The 18379-nt window shown below is 42.5% G+C and carries 11 protein-coding genes, 1 tRNA gene and 3 pseudogenes; 6 read left to right on the top strand and 9 right to left on the bottom strand.

The window, feature by feature from the left end; translation table 11 throughout:
* Nucleotides 1-38: 38 nt before the first annotated feature.
* Nucleotides 39-2060, bottom strand: coding sequence for an NAD-dependent DNA ligase LigA (gene ligA / locus C3Z13_RS11300; RefSeq protein WP_103855973.1), 2022 nt, complete (start codon nucleotides 2058-2060; stop codon nucleotides 39-41).
* Nucleotides 2061-2186: 126 nt separating this feature from the next.
* Nucleotides 2187-3179, bottom strand: coding sequence for a cell division protein ZipA (gene zipA / locus C3Z13_RS11295; RefSeq protein ID WP_103855975.1), 993 nt, complete (start codon nucleotides 3177-3179; stop codon nucleotides 2187-2189).
* A gap of 161 nt (nucleotides 3180-3340) precedes the next feature.
* Here zipA and cysZ point away from each other — a divergent pair, with 161 nt between their 5' ends.
* Both cysZ and cysK read left to right on the top strand, forming a co-directional pair.
* Nucleotides 3341-4189 (top strand): sulfate transporter CysZ, encoded by an 849-nt coding sequence (gene cysZ / locus C3Z13_RS11290; protein ID WP_103855972.1) that lies wholly within the window; start codon nucleotides 3341-3343, stop codon nucleotides 4187-4189.
* A 119-nt stretch (nucleotides 4190-4308) separates the two neighbouring features.
* Entirely contained in the window at nucleotides 4309-5259 is a 951-nt protein-coding gene (cysK, locus tag C3Z13_RS11285; protein ID WP_103855974.1) for a cysteine synthase A, read from the top strand.
* Between the two features lie 112 nt (nucleotides 5260-5371).
* Here the strand turns inward: cysK and C3Z13_RS11280 are convergent.
* Nucleotides 5372-5461, bottom strand: a tRNA-Ser gene (locus C3Z13_RS11280).
* A 233-nt stretch (nucleotides 5462-5694) separates the two neighbouring features.
* On the opposite strand from C3Z13_RS11280, the pseudogene mfd reads away from it, so the two are divergent.
* The 3 genes and pseudogenes from mfd to mltF all read left to right on the top strand — a co-directional run bounded on the left by mfd (nucleotide 5695) and on the right by mltF (nucleotide 11325).
* Nucleotides 5695-9130: pseudogene (gene mfd, locus C3Z13_RS12530) on the top strand (transcription-repair coupling factor).
* Nucleotides 9131-9216: 86 nt separating this feature from the next.
* Nucleotides 9217-9801, top strand: coding sequence for a D-sedoheptulose 7-phosphate isomerase (gene lpcA / locus C3Z13_RS11270; RefSeq protein WP_103855971.1), 585 nt, complete (start codon nucleotides 9217-9219; stop codon nucleotides 9799-9801).
* 111 nt (nucleotides 9802-9912) lie between these two features.
* Nucleotides 9913-11325: a membrane-bound lytic murein transglycosylase MltF gene (gene mltF, locus C3Z13_RS11265; protein WP_103855970.1), complete on the top strand. Its 1413-nt coding sequence runs from the start codon at nucleotides 9913-9915 to the stop codon at nucleotides 11323-11325.
* A gap of 267 nt (nucleotides 11326-11592) precedes the next feature.
* Here the strand turns inward: mltF and mutT are convergent, their stop codons facing one another.
* The 3 genes from mutT to secM form a co-directional block, all read right to left on the bottom strand.
* Nucleotides 11593-11994: an 8-oxo-dGTP diphosphatase MutT gene (mutT, locus tag C3Z13_RS11260; RefSeq protein WP_103853760.1), complete on the bottom strand. Its 402-nt coding sequence runs from the start codon at nucleotides 11992-11994 to the stop codon at nucleotides 11593-11595.
* Between the two features lie 116 nt (nucleotides 11995-12110).
* Nucleotides 12111-14828: a preprotein translocase subunit SecA gene (gene secA / locus C3Z13_RS11255; protein ID WP_103855969.1), complete on the bottom strand. Its 2718-nt coding sequence runs from the start codon at nucleotides 14826-14828 to the stop codon at nucleotides 12111-12113.
* A gap of 85 nt (nucleotides 14829-14913) precedes the next feature.
* Nucleotides 14914-15225, bottom strand: a complete 312-nt coding sequence (gene secM, locus C3Z13_RS11250) for a secA translation cis-regulator SecM (RefSeq protein WP_103855968.1) — start codon at nucleotides 15223-15225, stop codon at nucleotides 14914-14916.
* Nucleotides 15226-15331: 106 nt separating this feature from the next.
* Here secM and C3Z13_RS11245 point away from each other — a divergent pair, with 106 nt between their 5' ends.
* Nucleotides 15332-15646 carry a DciA family protein gene (locus tag C3Z13_RS11245; protein ID WP_103853757.1) on the top strand — a complete coding sequence of 105 codons (315 nt, stop codon included), beginning with the start codon at nucleotides 15332-15334 and terminating at the stop codon, nucleotides 15644-15646.
* On the opposite strand, the pseudogene C3Z13_RS11240 reads toward C3Z13_RS11245, so the two are convergent.
* The 3 genes and pseudogenes from C3Z13_RS11240 to aroK all read right to left on the bottom strand — a co-directional run bounded on the left by C3Z13_RS11240 (nucleotide 15630) and on the right by aroK (nucleotide 18137).
* Nucleotides 15630-16496, bottom strand: a pseudogene (locus C3Z13_RS11240) (Dam family site-specific DNA-(adenine-N6)-methyltransferase). The gene C3Z13_RS11245 and the pseudogene C3Z13_RS11240 overlap by 17 nt on opposite strands.
* A 5-nt stretch (nucleotides 16497-16501) precedes the next feature.
* Nucleotides 16502-17590, bottom strand: coding sequence for a 3-dehydroquinate synthase (gene aroB / locus C3Z13_RS11235; RefSeq protein ID WP_103855967.1), 1089 nt, complete (start codon nucleotides 17588-17590; stop codon nucleotides 16502-16504).
* A gap of 20 nt (nucleotides 17591-17610) precedes the next feature.
* Nucleotides 17611-18137, bottom strand: a pseudogene (gene aroK, locus C3Z13_RS11230) (shikimate kinase AroK).
* Nucleotides 18138-18379 lie beyond the last annotated feature (242 nt).

Genomic DNA, 18379 nt, shown 5'->3' with positions numbered 1-18379 from the left:
TTTCAAGATTTTTCACCGCTCTTTTATTTGCAACATAATTACATAGAATTGGCGATTGCCAGAAATTCTTCTTCGGTTAAAATTTTCACGCCTAATTCAAGGGCTTTGTTGAGTTTCGAGCCTGCGTTATCGCCCGCGATTAAATAATCGGTTTTGGCGGAAACGCTGCCGGTAACTTTACTGCCGAGCTGTTGCAATAAGGCTTTGGCATCGTTGCGTGCCATTTGGGTCAGCGTGCCGGTGAGTACCACGGTTTTACCTTTTAGTGGATTTTCACCTACTTCCTGCACTTGCACATCGTCCCAATGTACACCTTGGCTGATCAGATCGTTTACCACGTCCACATTATGCGGTTCACGCCAAAATACGAAAATACGATTTGCCACCACTTCGCCCACATCAGGCACTTCTTGCAGTTGTTCAATAGTCGCATTTTTCACTGCATCTAAATTTTTAAAATGATTGGCTAAATTGAGCGCCGTTGCTTCGCCCACATCTCGAATACCAAGCGCAAAGATAAAACGAGCAAGGGTGGTTTTCTTTGCTTTTTCTAAGCTGTTTAACGCATTTTCGGCGGATTTCGGCCCCATTCGCTCTAAGCGCATTAAGGTAACTTCGTCTAATTTAAACAGATCCGCTGGGGTGTGAATGAGTTCGCGATCTACCAGTTGCTCAATGAGTTTTGCACCCACGCCATCAATATCCATCGCTTTACGCGAAACAAAATGTTTAAGCGCTTCTTTGCGCTGTGCTTCACAGAACAAGCCACCGGTACAACGCGCAACGGCTTCGCCCTCAATACGCACAATCACCGAACCACACACAGGACAATGCGTAGGGAAAATAATCGGTTTTGCATTGGCAGGGCGGCGATCTGCCACTACGCCAATAATTTGTGGGATAACGTCCCCAGCACGGCGGATAATCACGGTGTCGCCAATGGCGATATTCAAACGTTCGATCTCATCGCCGTTATGCAAGGTGGCGTTGCTTACGGTTACGCCTGCCACAAACACAGGTTCAAGTTTTGCCACTGGCGTAATTGCGCCTGTTCTGCCTACCTGAAATTCCACATCGTTTAGCACGGTGAGTTCTTCTTGTGCAGGGAATTTATAGGCGATGGCCCAACGTGGTGCTTTGGAAATAAAACCAAGTTGTTCTTGCAAGGCAATGTCGTTAATTTTCAGCACTGTGCCGTCAATGTCATAGCCTAAATGCGGACGTTTTTCTGCCATAGTGCGGTAGAATTTCAGCACATTTTCCACGCCATTACATAGCTCAATTTCTTTATTAACCGGAATACCGATGGATTTCAGCCATTGCAAGCGAGCAATATGGGTATCGGGTAACTGCACGCCTTCTGCCACGCCAATGCCATAGGCATTGAGCATTAATGGGCGTTGGCGGGTGATTTTGGGATCAAGCTGACGCAATGAGCCAGCCGCCGCATTGCGTGGGTTGGCAAAGGTTTTCTCCCCTTTGGCGAGCGCCATTTCATTGAGCTTTTCAAAGCCAGCTTGTGGCATAAACACTTCACCGCGCACCTCTAAACGTGCGGGCGGATTGTCGGTTAAAAGCTGTAATGGAATATTGCGAATGGTGCGAATATTGGCAGTGATGTCCTCGCCTGTTGTGCCATCACCACGGGTTGCCGCTTGGGTTAGCACACCATTTTCATACAAAATACTCACCGCTAAACCGTCTAATTTCGGCTCACAACAGAAAGTGAGTGGGTCAGGCAACACGCCTAAGCGATCTTGGATACGTTTCACGAAAGCATTAAATTCTTCATCAGAAAAGGCATTATCCAAGGAAAGCATTGGAATTTCGTGGGTTACTTGCGCAAAGCCGGCAAGGGGTTTTGCCCCCACACGTTGAGTAGGCGAGTGGCTGTCGGCAAATTCAGGATGAGCCTGCTCCAAGGCTTTTAACTGGTGAAATAGACGGTCATATTCTGCATCGGGAATTTTTGGCTCGTCCAAAACGTGATACTGATATTCGTGATAGCGCAAGGTTTGGCGTAATTGTTCAATTTGCTGGGCAAGGGGTTGTTCTGTCATCATTAATTCCTTCTAAAAAATCACCGCACTTTTTCGTTAAAAATTGGCACTTGTACAAATAATTAAGGCGGACACAGTGGCCCGCCAGTTGCGATAAAAGAAAGTGCGGTGCTTTTTTCTGTCTTTTTAAGCACTCACTTTAGCCAAATAGGCTTTTTCCGCATTGTCATCAAAAATTTCTTGCTGATCCGTTAGCACAAAGCCACCCAGTTCTTCGGCAAGGGTTTTGGCGGCACGGATCATCATTCGTAAATTAACAAGATCGTTACCGTGGGACGGCAGTTGCATAAATAATGCGATGCCTACGGTGTAGAAATCTGCCATATTGTTTGGATCGAACGTACCGGGCTGTTGAATATTCGCTGCACTGAATAACACAGGGCTTGCCACACTGAGATCCAAATGGCGGTGGTAAATTTGTTGATGACCAAAAATAAAACCAAGATCATCAAGCACTCTGGCTAAATCAGTGCCGTTAAAATCGCGGTTTTCTGGTGATACCACATAAAGCATCAAGAAATCTTGGGCTTGGCTTGTTTGCTGTTCTTCGGTCTGTTGAGCAGGTGTGCTTTCTGCCACTTCTTCAAATTCTACGGTTGGGCGTTCACGTTCAATTTGAATCTGCGTTTCTGGCGCACTGGCTAGCACTTCAGATAATTTGTGTTCTGCGTGAATTCCTTCATCTGCGTTAATTGTCGCTTCAATTTCAGAGATAGTTGCCGTTGCCAAATTTTGTGGTGTTTGATAATTCGCAACGGGTTCAACATTGGCTTGAATAGGTTCAGACTCATTTGGCAAACTAATTTTAATTTGATTAACCGCCTGCTCCACATTTTGGGGTTCTTCTCTTCGAGGCGTAGAAAATGTATGTTGTTCCGCACCAAAATCTAAATGCTGTTGAGCTGGCTGAAGGCTTTCTGGCACAGCTTGTGCGGCATTTTCATTTTGAGCCTGCTGATCAAGATTTTCTTGTGGTTGGCGAACGCGATAATCTTTGCTAAATGTTTTGCCATTTTCAAAAATTTGTGATTTTTCACGGCGGTTCGACCATATTCCGTGAACCACTAAAGCGATCAAGGCGATGACGCCTAAAATAATCAAAATAGTATTCAAATCCATTACTTGTCTTCTCCCAACTTTAAACCAAAGGGCGGCACAAATTGGTTGATAGCTTACCATATTTTGCAAATTCGGTGATATGCAAAAATTGATTTTTTTCACCGCACTTTGTATGCTAAACCGCATTTTTATTTGATTAGAGAGATTTATTAGGAAAATTGATGTTGCAAGCAAAGGAACTTAAACAAGGTTTTCACTATTTTGTGATGGGCTGGCATTTGATTACACAAAAAGGCTTAAGACGTTTCGTGATTATGCCAATTTTGCTCAATATTTTATTGCTTTCGGGGCTGTTTTGGCTGTTTATGAGCAATATTGGCGGGCTAATTGATAGCCTGATCAGCTATGTTCCCGATTGGTTAGCGTGGTTAAGTGGCATTTTGCTTGCGTTATCCATTTTTATGCTTTTAACCCTATTTTATTTTGCCTTTACCACCCTTTCAGGCTTTATTGCCGCCCCTTTCAACGGCTTGCTCGCAGAAAAAGTGGAGCAAATGCTCACCGGTGAAAATCTGATTGAAATGAGTACAATGGATTTCATCAAAGATATTCCACGAATGTTAGGGCGTGAATGGCAAAAATTATGGTATAGCCTACCAAAACTTATCGCCTTGTTTTTACTAAGTTTTATTCCTGTATTAGGGCAATCTATCGTCCCTGTGCTGACCTTTTTATTTTCCGCGTGGATGATGGCGATCCAATATTGCGATTACCCTTTTGATAACCACAAAATTCCTTTCCATATTATGCGTAATGAATTGGGCGAAACACGCACGCTAAGTTTAACCTTTGGCAGCTTAATTACCTTTTGTACCTTTGTGCCAATCATCAATTTGGTGATTATTCCTGTGGCAGTATGCGGGGCAACGGCAATGTGGGTGGAAAAATATCGCGATAACGCCTTATTTGAATTTAGACCGCATCACAAATCAACACAAAATAGTCGCGCGAAAATTGTCAATAATCAGCGAGATGCGTTAAAAAATCACTCAGATCGCTTTATTAAATAGTTGAAATTAAAGCCTAAATAGCCGTTAGTTATAAAATATAGCAAACGGCTATTTTTTATTGCTGAAAAACTATGCTAAAAATGACCGCACTTTTAATTCAAATTAAACAGGTGAACACAATGACAATTTATAGCGATAATTCTTATTCCATTGGACGCACACCTTTAGTCCGCCTTAAACATTTTGGCAACAATGGCAATCTTGTAGTGAAAATCGAAGGGCGTAACCCAAGTTTTAGCGTGAAATGCCGTATTGGTGCGAATATGATCTGGCAAGCGGAAAAAGACGGTATTCTCACCAAAGACAAAGAAATTGTTGATGCCACTAGCGGTAACACAGGGATCGCCTTAGCCTATGTGGCGGCCGCTCGCGGTTATAAATTAACGCTCACAATGCCAGAAACAATGAGTTCTGAGCGCAAACGCTTATTAAGAGGCTTGGGCGTTAATCTTGTGCTAACCGAAGGGGCGAAAGGAATGAAAGGTGCCATTGCAAAAGCGGAAGAAATTGTGGCAAGCGATCCAAACCGTTATGTAATGCTGAAACAATTTGAAAATCCCGCCAACCCAGAGATTCACCGCCAAACCACGGGCTTGGAAATTTGGAATGATACGGACGGCAAAATTGACGTGTTGGTCGCTGGAGTGGGAACAGGCGGCACCATCACAGGGATCTCTCGTGCGATCAAACTTGATAAAGGCAAACAAATTCTTTCTGTTGCTGTTGAGCCAGAAGAAAGCCCTGTGATCACACAAACCTTAAATGGCGAAGAAGTGAAACCCGGTCCGCATAAAATTCAAGGCATCGGCGCAGGATTTATCCCAAAAAATCTCGATCTTTCCTTAATCGATCGCGTAGAACGCGTGGATAGCGAAACCGCCATTGCCACCGCGCGCCGTTTAATGGCGGAAGAAGGGATTCTAGCTGGCATTTCATCAGGTGCGGCAGTAGCAGCGGCCGATCGCCTTGCTAAATTACCCGAATTTGCCGATAAACTGATTGTCGCCATTCTCCCTTCCGCCGCAGAGCGTTATTTAAGCACCGCATTGTTTGAGGGAGTTGAAGGTTAAGCATTATTGACTACAAATGACTTAAAGGATTTATTTTAAAGAATAAATCCTTTTTTACGATAAAAATACGTTTACTTAATTGAAAAGAAAAAGGAAATTTTAAAGTATGGAATGGCGGTGAGAGGGGGATTCGAACCCCCGATGCACTTTCGCACATACACGCTTTCCAGGCGTGCTCCTTCAACCACTCGGACATCTCACCATCAGGAAGTAGTGGCTGAATATAAAGATTTCATCGGCTTTCGTCAAGCGTTTTTCTGCCCTTGGTGCTTAACTGGTTAAAATAGGGGCAGTCAAAGTGAGCGGTGGATTGTTTGAGTTTTGGTACTGTGTAAAAAACAGTGTTTTTCTTTGCAAGTTTGGGGATTTCCGCTAAACTAGGCACAATTTTAATCCGTAAAAATAGATGAAAAAAGCACCGCACTTAGCCTTATGATGTATTTTGATTTGAATATCCCAACACAAGCCAATGATCACAAAATTTTAGCCAATGTTATTGCAGGTAGCGATACCTTAGCCCTTGCCGAAATTGCCCAAAGCCACCAAGGGCTTACCGTAGTGGTAACGCCAGATACGCGAAGTGCGGTGCGTTTATCGAAAGTTTTGGCGGAATTCGTTTCGCAGCCTGTTACCTTTTTCCCAGATTGGGAAACCTTGCCTTATGACAGCTTTTCGCCGCATCAAGACATTATTTCTTCACGGCTCAGTGCGTTATTCCATTTGCAAAATGCAAAAAACGGTATTTTATTTTGCCGATCAGCACGTTAATGCAAAAAATTTGCCCGCCTGAGTATTTGCAGCACAATGTGTTGTTGATTAAAAAAAGGCGATCGCATTGTGATTAACGATTTTCGTTTGAAGTTAGAAAATGCGGGTTATCGTGCGGTGGAACAGGTGCTGGAACACGGGGAATATGCACTACGTGGGGCGTTGCTCGATCTGTTTCCAATGGGAAGTGCGGTGCCTTTTCGTTTAGATTTTTTTGATGATGAGATTGATAGCATTCGTACTTTTGATGTGGATACGCAACGCACGCTGGAGGAAATTCCCTCAATTCGGTTGTTGCCCGCCCAAGAGTTCCCCACTGATCACAAAGGCATTGAATTTTTCCGCACCAAATTCCGTGAAACCTTTGGCGAAATTCGCCGTGATCCTGAGCATATTTATCAACAGGTGAGCAAAGGCACGCTGGCAGCAGGGATTGAGTATTGGCAGCCGTTGTTTTTTGAACAAATGGCCACCTTATTTGATTATTTGCCTGAACAGACATTATTTGTAGATTTTGAGAGCAATCAGCAACAAGGTGAGCGTTTTTATCAAGATTGTGAACAGCGTTATGAAAGCCGCCGTGTTGATCCAATGCGCCCTTTATTACCGCCAGATCAGCTTTGGTTGCCCATTGACCAAATTAATCATCAGCTCAAACATTTTCCTAAAATCACCTTGAAAGCGGAGAAAGTGGCGCGTGCTTCTGTGCGTCAGCAAAACTTGCCTGTGCAAGCCTTGCCAGACTTAAGCCTAAAATTACAACAAAAAGAACCGCTCTTACCTTTGCAACAATTTATGGCGCAGTTTAATGGCGATATTGTCTTTTGTGTGGAAACAGAAGGGCGGCGCGAAACCTTGCTTGATTTGCTCAATCCGCTGAAATTAAGACCAAAACAAATTGCACATCTTTCCGATTTGCAAGAAAAGCAAAGTTTGCTGATTTGTAGCCAAGATCGTGGTTTTATTGTGGATAAAAGCAAGGCTTCTCTTGCGTTGATTACGGAAACGGAATTGCTGGGCGAGCGTGTGCAACAACGCAGCCGAGATCGACAAAAATCGGTTAATCCAGATACCTTAATTCGCCATTTAGCGGAGCTTAAAATTGGTCAGCCTGTGGTGCATTTAGATCACGGGGTAGGGCGTTATGCAGGCTTGGTGACGCTAGAAAATGCAGGGATAAAATCGGAATTTTTACTGCTGCAATATGCTAATGATTCCAAGCTTTATGTGCCGGTAACCTCACTGCATTTGATTAGTCGTTATGTAGGTGGCTCGGAAGAAACTGCGCCATTGCATAAATTAGGCAGTGATGCTTGGGCGAAAAGCCGCCAGAAAGCAGCGGAGAAAATTCGTGATGTCGCCGCTGAATTGCTTGATGTGTACGCGCGCCGCGAAGCGCAAAAAGGCTTTGCCTTTCATTATGATCGTGATGAGTTTATGCAGTTTTCAGCCACTTTCCCTTTTGAAGAAACTTTGGATCAAATGACGGCAATCAATGCGGTAATTTCTGATATGACGCAACCGAAAGCGATGGATCGTTTAGTTTGTGGTGATGTGGGATTTGGTAAAACAGAAGTAGCAATGCGTGCTGCCTTTTTGGCGGTGATGAACCATAAACAAGTAGCCGTGCTTGTGCCGACCACGCTTCTTGCTCAGCAACATTACGAGAACTTTAAAGATCGCTTTGCCAACTTGCCAGTGAATGTGGAAGTGCTTTCGCGCTTTAAAACAGCGAAAGAGCAAAAAGTCCTGCTTGCTGATTTAGCGGAAGGCAAGATTGATATTCTAATCGGCACGCACAAACTGATTCAGCCAGAAGTGAAATTTAAGGATCTCGGCTTGCTGATTATTGATGAAGAGCATCGTTTCGGCGTGCGTCAAAAAGAAAAAATCAAGCAACTGCGTGCCAATGTGGATATTCTCACCCTGACGGCAACGCCAATTCCACGCACCTTAAATATGGCGATGAATGGTATTCGTGATCTTTCTATTATCTCCACGCCACCTGCGCGCCGTTTAACCATTAAAACTTTTGTGCGACAGGCTGATGATTTAATTATTCGGTGAAGCAATTTTGCGTGAAATTCTGCGTGGCGGACAAGTTTATTATTTGCATAATGATGTGGCGAGCATTGAAAATTGTGCGGAAAATCTTGCCGCACTTGTGCCTGAAGCACGCATAGTGATTGGCCACGGGCAAATGCGAGAGCGTGAATTGGAACGTGTGATGTCCGATTTTTATCATCAGCGTTATAACGTGCTAGTTTGTTCCACCATTATTGAAACAGGGATTGATGTGCCAACGGCGAACACCATCATCATTGAACGTGCGGATCGCTTTGGTTTAGCACAATTACACCAACTGCGTGGGCGAGTGGGGCGTTCGCATCATCAAGCCTATGCCTATTTGCTCACACCGCCACCAAAAGCAATGACAAAAGATGCCTTGAAACGCCTTGAAGCCTTGGAAAGTCTGGATAATCTTGGCGCAGGCTTTATGTTGGCAACGCAAGATTTAGAAATTCGCGGTGCAGGGGAATTGCTTGGTGATGAGCAAAGTGGACAAATTGAAAGCATTGGTTTTTCGTTATATATGGATCTGCTAGAAAGTGCGGTAAATGCACTGAAAGAGGGGTGTGAACCTTCTCTTGATGAACTCACCCAGCGCCAAGTTGAAATTGATTTGCGTATTCCCGCCTTACTGCCAGATGACTACCTAGGCGATGTAAATATGCGTCTTGGTTTTTATAAACGCATTGCAGGGGCAGAAAATACGCAAGAGCTTGATGAATTAAAAGTGGAGCTTATCGACCGCTTCGGGTTATTGCCACAGCCAGCCAAGAATTTATTACAAATTGCTCAACTGCGTTTGCAAGCCAAGCCATTGCAGATCATTCGCATTGAAGCAACGGCACAAGGTGGCTTTATTGAGTTTTCCCCTCAAGCAAGCCTTGACCCAACAAAATTCTTGCAGCTTATTCAGCAATCCCCTGCGGTGTATCGCTTTGACGGCCCAACAAAATTTAGGTTTCAGCGTGATTTAACCGATAATAAAGTGCGGTTGGATTTTGTTACAGAATTGCTTCAAGCGTTACAACCCTAGGCACGGAAATATAATGAATTAATGGCAAAATCGTGATAGATTAACGCCATTTTAACTTTAATGCGTTATCTCAAAAGGAGAACAAAATGTACTTAGATCAAATTAAAGCCGAGCTGAACGAAGCGCAGGACGTGCTTAATAAATTCGTCAATGATGAAAAAAATATCGAATTAATTCAACAAGCTGCATTGTTAATTGCGGATAGCTTTAAACAAGGCGGAAAAGTGCTTTCGTGCGGTAATGGTGGATCCCATTGTGATGCAATGCACTTTGCCGAAGAACTCACTGGGCGCTATCGCGAAAACCGCCCTGGTTATCCAGCCATTGCTATTTCTGATGTCAGCCATTTAAGCTGCGTGAGTAATGATTTTGGCTATGATTATGTGTTCTCTCGCTATATTGAAGCAGTAGGGCAAAAAGGCGATGTACTGTTTGGCTTATCCACTTCAGGCAATTCCAAAAATATTTTAAACGCCATTAAAGCCGCGAAAGACAAAGGAATGAAAGTCATCGCAATGACAGGCAAAGACGGCGGACAAATGGCAGGGCTTGCTGATGTAGAAATTCGCGTGCCACATTTCCGTTATGCCGATCGCATTCAAGAAATCCACATCAAAGTGATCCATATTTTAATGATGTTGATCGAATTTGAAATGGCGAAAGTGGCATAATTTATTTTTCATTTAATTTGATAAGTGCGGTACAAAATTTAATGATTTTTTACCGCACTTTAAATTTAACCAAACACATAAAATGTGTTGTGATGATAGAGTAGAGCGAGATTGAAAGGTTTATTTTTACGCATAGTGAGTGCCGTTGCCTTATTATTATGGGCCATTGATATGGTGTTCCCGTGGCAGCGCATAATGCAATCGGAAGATAACCCTTATGCAATGGTGCAAACCAAAGGCAAACTGATTGTTGGCACACTGAATAATCCTATTTCTTATTTCATTGGTTCGGAAGGCGCAACGGGGTTTGAATATGAACTGACGAAAGCCTTTGCCGATTATTTAAATGTAGAATTGGATATTCGCCCAATGGATAGCGTTCAAGCACTGTTTTCTGCGTTATCCGCTCATCAAATTGATTTAGCCGCAGCGAATTTGCTTTATCAGCCTGAAAAATTAGAACAGTTTCAGCTTGGACCGGCGTATTCTTCTGCCTCGTGGCAACTGGTTTACCGTAAAGGAGAAAATCGCCCGAATTCGCTAGCAAGATTAAATGGTCGCTTAGTGGTGGCGAAAGGCTCGGAGCTTAATATATTGCTTAACCGTTTTAAAGAGCAATATCCTGATTTGCAATGGACGACAGTAGATCAAAGCCAAGAAGAATTATTGCTGCAAGTTGCGGAAAGTAAAATAGATTACACCATTGCTAACTCAATAGATATTTCCATTACCCAACAAATTAAGCCACAGCTTGCGGTTGCCTTTGATGTTACTGATGAAGCAACCATTCATTGGTATCTGGCGAATAACACTTATAACGAACTGCAAGCCGCCTTGCTTGATTTTATGAATAATGTCATTGAAACAGGGCTTATTGCACGCATTGAAGAAAAATATTTTAATCATCTTGCGCAGTTTGATTATGTGGACACTCGTTCTTATTTAAACGCGATAGAAACAATTTTACCGAAATATGCCTATCTTTTTGATAAGTATAAAGGGGATTTGGATTGGCGCTTGTTAGCTGCTATTGCTTATCAAGAATCACATTGGAACCCAGAAGCCACTTCGCCAACAGGGGTGCGCGGAATGATGATGCTTACTAAGGCGACAGCGGAGCGAATGAAAATCAACAATCGTTTAGATGCGGAGCAAAGCATTAAAGCGGGGGCAGAATATTTGCATTTATTACTTGCGCAAATGCCAAATACCATTCGCCAAGAAGATCGCATTTGGTTTGCCTTATGTGCTTATAATATGGGACTAGGGCATTTACTTGATGTGCGCCGTTTAACGAAAAGCCTTGGCGGTGATCCTGATAACTGGCTTGATGTGAAGAAAAATCTTCCCTTACTGGCAGAAAAACGTTACTACACAAATTTAAAATATGGCTATGCGCGAGGTTATGAGGCGTTCCAATATGTGGAAAATATTCGCCGATATATGAACAGCATTGTGAATTATCACCGCGTACAGCAAAACCAAGAAGAACAAAACCAACCTTTACCACAACGCAGCAAATAATTTAGGGGTTTCCCTTAGGCTGTGAATTTTGATAGAAAATAGAGGATATTATGGCAGTAAAAAGAAAAACATTTTTGAAGAAAAACAACACTAAACTCTTCCGTTTATCACAAGTGCGAGCTTTAAGATTAAAACGTTTGAAACAGCGAAAATTCCGCTTACACGAACGCCATTCATTGCAATTTGTAGTTCAGGATATTTGTTGTTAAGGAGTGAAATGAAAAAGCATTATGTTGCCCACATAATGCTTTTTTTGTTATCGATAAATTATGCATTTTCAGCCAATAAGCGTTGAATAAGTTTGCTGTTCGCTGGGGGAAATTGGCTGGCATCAAGTTCAGATTGCGCAATCCACATTCCCTCTTGCCCTTCTCGTCCAAATGGTTCACCCACCCATTGTTCTACAAGGTAAAAAGAAAATTGAATGATCTTGGACGGATATTCAAAGGTAAAACGCTCAAATAAGCTGGCGTTGAGAATATGAATACCAATTTCTTCTTCTAGCTCTCTAGCAAGAGCTTGTTCGGGTGTTTCACCTTTATCAACTTTTCCACCGGGGAATTCTAGGGCTTGGGCAAAATCTTGTCCCTCAAGACGTTGAGTGAGATAAATCTGCCCAAATTCATTACGAATAATGCCTGCTGCTACTTGAATAATGGGTTTCGCCATTTTTCTCCTTAGGGTCTGTTGATCATTCATTTTGCATTTGAGCTATGAATGATAAACAGACTCTCTATAAAGTGCGGTAAAAAAAAAATTTTTCACCGCACTTTATGTTTTATGGATTAACTATATTTCGCCGCGCGATTGCCGTGGCAATGTTTATATTTCTTACCAGAACCGCAAGGGCAAGGTTCATTACGCCCAATCTTACGATCTGATGGTGGCAATGGTGCTTGCTCTCCTTGAGCTTGCTGATCATCAGCGGTGTTATATTGCATTTTTGCTTGCTCACGCGCGGCCATTTCTTGCTGCAATTTCTCCGCTTGCTCAATTTCTTCTTGAGTACGAATTTGAACTCGGCTTAAGGTGGTAATCACACTTAATTTCAAGGAATCAAGCATATCCGTGAACATTTGGAAAGATTCTTTTTTATATTCTTGTTTTGGATCTTTTTGCGCATAGCCACGCAAGTGAATACCACGGCGTAGGTGATCCATTGCAGATAAATGTTCTTTCCAAAGTTCATCAAGGGTTTGCAGCATTACGCCTTTTTCAAAATGACGCATTGACTCTGAGCCAACCAATTCTTCTTTACGTTTATATTCTGCAACGGCTGCGTCAATAATACGTTCGCGCAAGGTTTCTTCGTGCAAGGCATTATTTTCTTCCAACCATTGGCTGATTGGTAAGTCTAAAGCGAAATCTTGTCTTAAACGCTGTTCTAGCCCTGGAATATCCCACATTTCTTCTAAGGAATTTGGTGGAATATATTGATCAATCACGCTGTTGAAGACATCTTGGCGGATCACTTCAATGGTGTCAGCGATGTTTTCGTTATCCAACAGCTCATTACGTTGTTGATAAATCGCGTGGCGTTGATCGTTGGCAACGTCATCAAATTCTAATAGATTTTTACGACCGTCAAAGTTATGCGCTTCAACTTTTGCTTGCGCAGAAGCGATCACTTTCGTGAGCAATTTCGATTCCATTGCTTCACCTGGTGTGCTGAAGGCTTTGCGCATCATATTGAGCTTACCTTCGTTTAAGTAAATACGCATTAACGCATCGTCTAAGGATAAGTAAAAACGTGATGAACCTGGGTCACCTTGGCGGCCTGAACGTCCACGCAACTGGTTATCAATACGGCGTGACTCGTGGCGTTCCGTACCAATAATATGCAAGCCACCCGCTTGTTTTACAATATCGTGGCGTTCTTGCCATTTGGCTTTGATTTCTTCAATTTGCGCTTCTGTTGGGTTATCCAATTTTGCCACTTCAGCTTTCCAGTTACCGCCAAGCACAATATCTGTACCACGTCCTGCCATATTGGTGGCAATGGTTACGGCCCCCGGATAACCTGCATTAGCAATAATTTCCGCTTCTTGGGCGTGGAATTTTGCGTTTAATACGCTATGTTTAATGCCAGCTTTGGTTAAAGCATCAGATAACAATTCCGATTTTTCAATAGACGCCGTTCCCACCAACACGGGTTGGTTGCGCGCAATACAATCCTTAATTTCTTCAATAATCGCAGCAAATTTGTATTGTTCATTTTCAAACATTAAATCTGTGCGATCATCGCGAATCATTGGGCGATTAGTTGGGATCACAATGGTTTCCAAACCATAAATTTGTTGGAATTCAAAGGCTTCGGTGTCCGCTGTTCCTGTCATTCCGGCTAATTTTTCATAAAGACGGAAATAGTTTTGGTAAGTGATAGAAGCGACCGTTTGGTTTTCATTTTGGATTGGTACACCTTCTTTTGCTTCAATGGCTTGGTGTAAACCTTCTGACCAACGGCGGCCTGCCATTGTACGCCCTGTATGTTCATCAACAATGATAATTTCACCATCTTTTACGATGTAATCCACATCACGTTCAAACAATGTATGAGCGCGCAATGCGGCATAAACGTGATGTAACAACGTGACTTTAGCAGGGGAATACAGAGATTCGGTTTCTTGCATCAGGCCTTGATCGATCAGCCATTGCTCGATTTTTTCTTGCCCACGTTCTGTGAGATACGCCTGTTTGCTTTTCAGATCTAAAGTGTAATCGCCATCACCTTGGTATTCTTCGGTGTCTTCTTTATCTTGTTTGATTAAATGAGGAATCAATTTATCAATGGCAATATAAAGTTCTGAACTGTCTTCCGCAGGCCCAGAAATGATCAACGGTGTACGTGCTTCATCAATCAAAATAGAATCCACTTCATCGACCAAAGCATAATAAAGCTCTTTTTGGAAGCGATCTTGTGCTGAATGAGCTAAATTATCACGCAAATAATCAAAGCCTAATTCACTGTTAGTGGCATAGGTAATATCCGCAGCATAGGCAGCACGTTTTTCTTCCGCTGGCAAACCCGGCACGTTTACCCCAACGGTCATTCCTAAAAATTCAAATAATGGGCGGTTAGTTTCCGCATCGCGGCGCGCAAGGTAATCATTCACCGTAACAACGTGAACGCCTTTTCCTGTTAAAGCATTAAGATAGCAAGGCAAGGTTGCAGTAAGGGTTTTCCCTTCCCCTGTGCGCATTTCTGCGATGCAACGATTATTCAGCACCATACCGCCAATGAGCTGCACATCAAAATGGCGCATACCGAGTACACGCTTACTCGCTTCACGTACGGTGGCAAAGGCTTCTGGCAATAAGCTTTGTAGGCTTTCGCCGTTTTTTAAGCGCTCACGAAATTCTGCTGTTTTGCCTTGCAACTGTTCATCGCTTAAGGCTTCAAACTCCGGCTCCATTTTGTTAATTTTGATTACTTGTTTATTCAAACGGCGCAGAATGCGATCATTGCGGCTACCAAAAATTTTTGTAAAAATAGTTCTAAACATAATTTTATTTCTTTTATATCAATAGGTTAAATTCAATTTCAGCAGTCGCTGAAATCAGTTAAAAGGTATTTACTAGAAAGAAAGGCTAAGCCGTAGGGCCAGCACGGATCGGCGTGGCGGCACTGAGTACAGGAAAAACAAAGTGCGGTGCTTTTTTAGTGAGAATTTTCGGTGCAACAAAACTTTTTTTGCTTGGTTTTTGTTGCTGTTGAATAATTTGTTTGTGGGCAACCAGCTGATGACAAGCAAGCTGTTGCATTTGACGTTGTTCACGGGAATAATTTTCACAGGCAAGCCCAGCATTTTCCACGCTTTGCGCATTAGGCAAGGCAAAGATCGCAATCATACTAAGTAGTAATTGCGACCAAAAATTCTGTGTGCTTTTAGATGAAATCATTCGCTAACTTATTTTTAATTAAAAATTCGCTGTTATTGTAGCGGAAAATCACTACAATGTCTTATTCTGATGTGTAATATTAGGGCAAAAAAGCCGAAAACAAGCGATGCGATACAGTAAACCAACCAACGTACAAGATGTGCTAGAAAATTCCAGCCTAGGCAAAATTATGCAAAAAGGCATTTTGTTACAACAGCTGAACGAGCAAGTAGAACGCCTATTTCCCAATCAATTTAAAGGCTTTTATCGCGTTGCCAATCTTTCCGAAACCACGTTAGTGATTGAAGTAGCAAATGCGATGGTGCGCCAAAGTTTGTTATTCAAAGAAAAAGATCTCTTGGCGAAAGTGCAGGGCCTAAATCCGCAAATTCAGCAACTTCAATTTAAAGTCAATCCCGCCTTAATCACTCAGCCACGTTGAGTTTTTGCCCGTGAAAGCTGGCGATCATCTCATTCACCTTAATCCGCTTGTGCGAAGCTTGGCTGATTGAGCGTTGCACTTTTAAGCGTTTGATTTTCGCCCCTTGGTAAATTTGACGGGTAAACTTGGTATCGTGATTAGAAATTAACACCGGAATTTGTCGTTCCCTTGCGGTGCGGTGCGCCAATTCAGCCAAGGCTTGCTGATGATCTAAGGAAAATTCATTGCCAGCATAACTGGTGAAATTGCTTTCTTGTTTGAGCGGTGCATAAGGCGGATCGCAATAGATCACCGAATTTTCATCAGCAAATTTAAAGGCTTCGTGAAAATCTGCGCAAATAAACACCGCACTTTGTGCTTTATGGGCAAAATAGCGTAGCTCAATTTCGGGGAAATAATGGGTTTTATAGCGTCCAAATGGTACGTTAAACTCATTTTTGCTGTTGTAACGACATAAGCCATTAAAGCCAAAACGATTGAGATACAAAACAGTACGGAACGCTCAAAGTTATTGGTGGATTGATTAAACTGAGCGCGCCGCGCGTAATAATAGTCTGGTGTATTCGCATCAGGGTGAAAAAGACCGTTTTCACAGCTTCGATATACAAATTGACATCTTGTTTAACGGTGTTAAATAGATTGATCAAATCCGCATTAATATCCACCAAATATAACGTTCAAATTGGCTATTTAAAAAGACTGCCCCTGCCCCCACGAAAGGTTCAATAAGACATTGTTTTTTCTTAGGAAATAATTTATTGATTTGATCCGTAAGACGAAACTTTCCCCCCGCCCATTTTAGAAAAGGGCGGTATTTTTGTTGTGGGAAAATTGTCGCATCAGGATACATTGAGATTAGTCAGTTTGTGTGCAACGTGCAATGGCTGCAAGAACAAGCTCTTTGTTGCTATCGCTTGCCACATAAGCTTGCCCAAGAGATTTTAACAACACAAGGCGTAACTTGCCTGCTAGCACTTTTTTATCGCGCATCATATGCGGTAAATAATCTTCGGGTTGCATTGTATCTGGCGAAAGGGTTGGCAAATTAGCACGCGCAAAGAGCTTTTCTAAACGCCCTACATCTTGCACCGATAAATCCCCTAACATTTCAGAAAGCGCAGCCGCCATCATTGAGCCAGCGGCCACCGCTTCACCGTGTAGCCATTGCCCATAGCCTAAATGGGTTTCAATGGCGTGGCCAAAAGTATGGCCTAAGTTGAGCAATGCGCGATCACCTTTTTCTGTTTCATCTCTTGCCACCACGTCCGCTTTAATTTGACAACAACGTGCGATACATTGCTGCAACGGCGTTTGTTCAAGGGCAACCAATTCATCAATGTGCTGTTCTAGCCATTCAAAGAAAGGATAATCTAAAATCGCGCCATATTTAATCACTTCCGCCAAGCCTGCATTGACTTCGCGTTTTGGCAAGGTATTCAAGGTGAGCGTATCGACAATCACGGTGCAAGGCTGATAAAACGCCCCGATCATATTTTTACCTAAAGGGTGATTAACGGCGGTTTTCCCCCCCACAGAAGAATCCACTTGTGCAAGTAAGGTAGTTGGAATTTGGATAAAACGCACACCACGTTGATAACTGGCTGCGGCATAGCCCACGACATCACCAATCACACCACCACCTAGAGCAATTAAGGTGGTATCGCGGCCGTGATTTTTTTCTAATAAGGCGGTAAAAATTAGATTAAGCGACTCAAGATTTTTGTATTGTTCCCCATCAGGCAATAACAGGTGATCAACCTGACAACCCAATTCCGTCAAGGTTTTCGTTACCTGCGCAAGATAATGTTGTGCAATAGTTGGATTGCTCACGATCATCACTTTATCACCTGATTTTAGGGGATAAACACTCGGATCAGAAAGCAGGCCTGCGCCGATATAAATAGGATAACGGCGTTCTTTTAATTCAACATTTACGCACAACATCATTTTTTCCTTTTGCTTAATTAGCCGTTGATATTTTCAATTAAATCAACAATTTGATTTGCCATTACTTTGGCACTTTGATCATCAGTAGGTAAGGTAATATCCGCCACTTCTTGATAAAGCGGATTACGAATTTTTGATAGATCTTCTAGCACTTGACGCGGATCTTCCACATCTTGCAATAATGGACGTTTTTTATCACGTTGAGTACGTTGGAATTGTTTTTCCACTGTGGTTTCTAAATAGATCACAATGCCACGCGCAGAAAGGTGATTGCGGTTTTCTTTTGACATCACCGCACCGCCGCCTGTGGAAAGCACAATGCCTTGTTTTTGTGTTAATTCATTAATAATACGTTCTTCGCGTTTGCGGAAGCCTTCTTCACCTTCAACATCAAAAATCCAGCTAATGTCAGCGCCAGCACGTTGTTCAATTTCCGCATCTGTATCAATAAAATCCATTCCTAACATTTGCGCTAATTGACGACCAATAGTGCTTTTCCCTGCTCCCATTGGGCCTACTAAGAAATATTACGTTTCTCTGCCATTTTTCGTTGTTCTTCTTTAATAAATTTAAAATAATTGATCTTTCCGACAAATAAAAGACAACCACAAAATCAAATATGGTTGCTAAAAGATCACCCAAAAATAATGGGGATTATCTCAATAAATGCCCACCTTTTTCAACCGTCAAAGCAGATTTATTTACCAGATTTGTGCGAAATCTTGCTAGAAGATGACGAAGTGCGGTGATTTTTTGGCGGATTTTTCACCGCACTTTAGTTTTTCT

Source organism: Avibacterium endocarditidis (assembly GCF_002921145.1).
GTDB classification, from domain to species: domain Bacteria; phylum Pseudomonadota; class Gammaproteobacteria; order Enterobacterales; family Pasteurellaceae; genus Avibacterium; species Avibacterium endocarditidis.
Note: the sequence above shows the minus strand (reverse complement) of the source record. Positions and strands in the feature narration are given on the sequence as shown.

Coding starts and splice junctions, on each gene's coding strand:
- ligA (WP_103855973.1), bottom strand. CDS start 2,060: ATGACAGAACAACCCCTTGCCCAGCAAATTGAACAATTACGCCAAACC.
- zipA (WP_103855975.1), bottom strand. CDS start 3,179: ATGGATTTGAATACTATTTTGATTATTTTAGGCGTCATCGCCTTGATC.
- cysZ (WP_103855972.1), top strand. CDS start 3,341: ATGTTGCAAGCAAAGGAACTTAAACAAGGTTTTCACTATTTTGTGATG.
- cysK (WP_103855974.1), top strand. CDS start 4,309: ATGACAATTTATAGCGATAATTCTTATTCCATTGGACGCACACCTTTA.
- lpcA (WP_103855971.1), top strand. CDS start 9,217: ATGTACTTAGATCAAATTAAAGCCGAGCTGAACGAAGCGCAGGACGTG.
- mutT (WP_103853760.1), bottom strand. CDS start 11,994: ATGGCGAAACCCATTATTCAAGTAGCAGCAGGCATTATTCGTAATGAA.
- secA (WP_103855969.1), bottom strand. CDS start 14,828: ATGTTTAGAACTATTTTTACAAAAATTTTTGGTAGCCGCAATGATCGC.
- secM (WP_103855968.1), bottom strand. CDS start 15,225: ATGATTTCATCTAAAAGCACACAGAATTTTTGGTCGCAATTACTACTT.
- C3Z13_RS11245 (WP_103853757.1), top strand. CDS start 15,332: ATGCGATACAGTAAACCAACCAACGTACAAGATGTGCTAGAAAATTCC.
- aroB (WP_103855967.1), bottom strand. CDS start 17,590: ATGTTGTGCGTAAATGTTGAATTAAAAGAACGCCGTTATCCTATTTAT.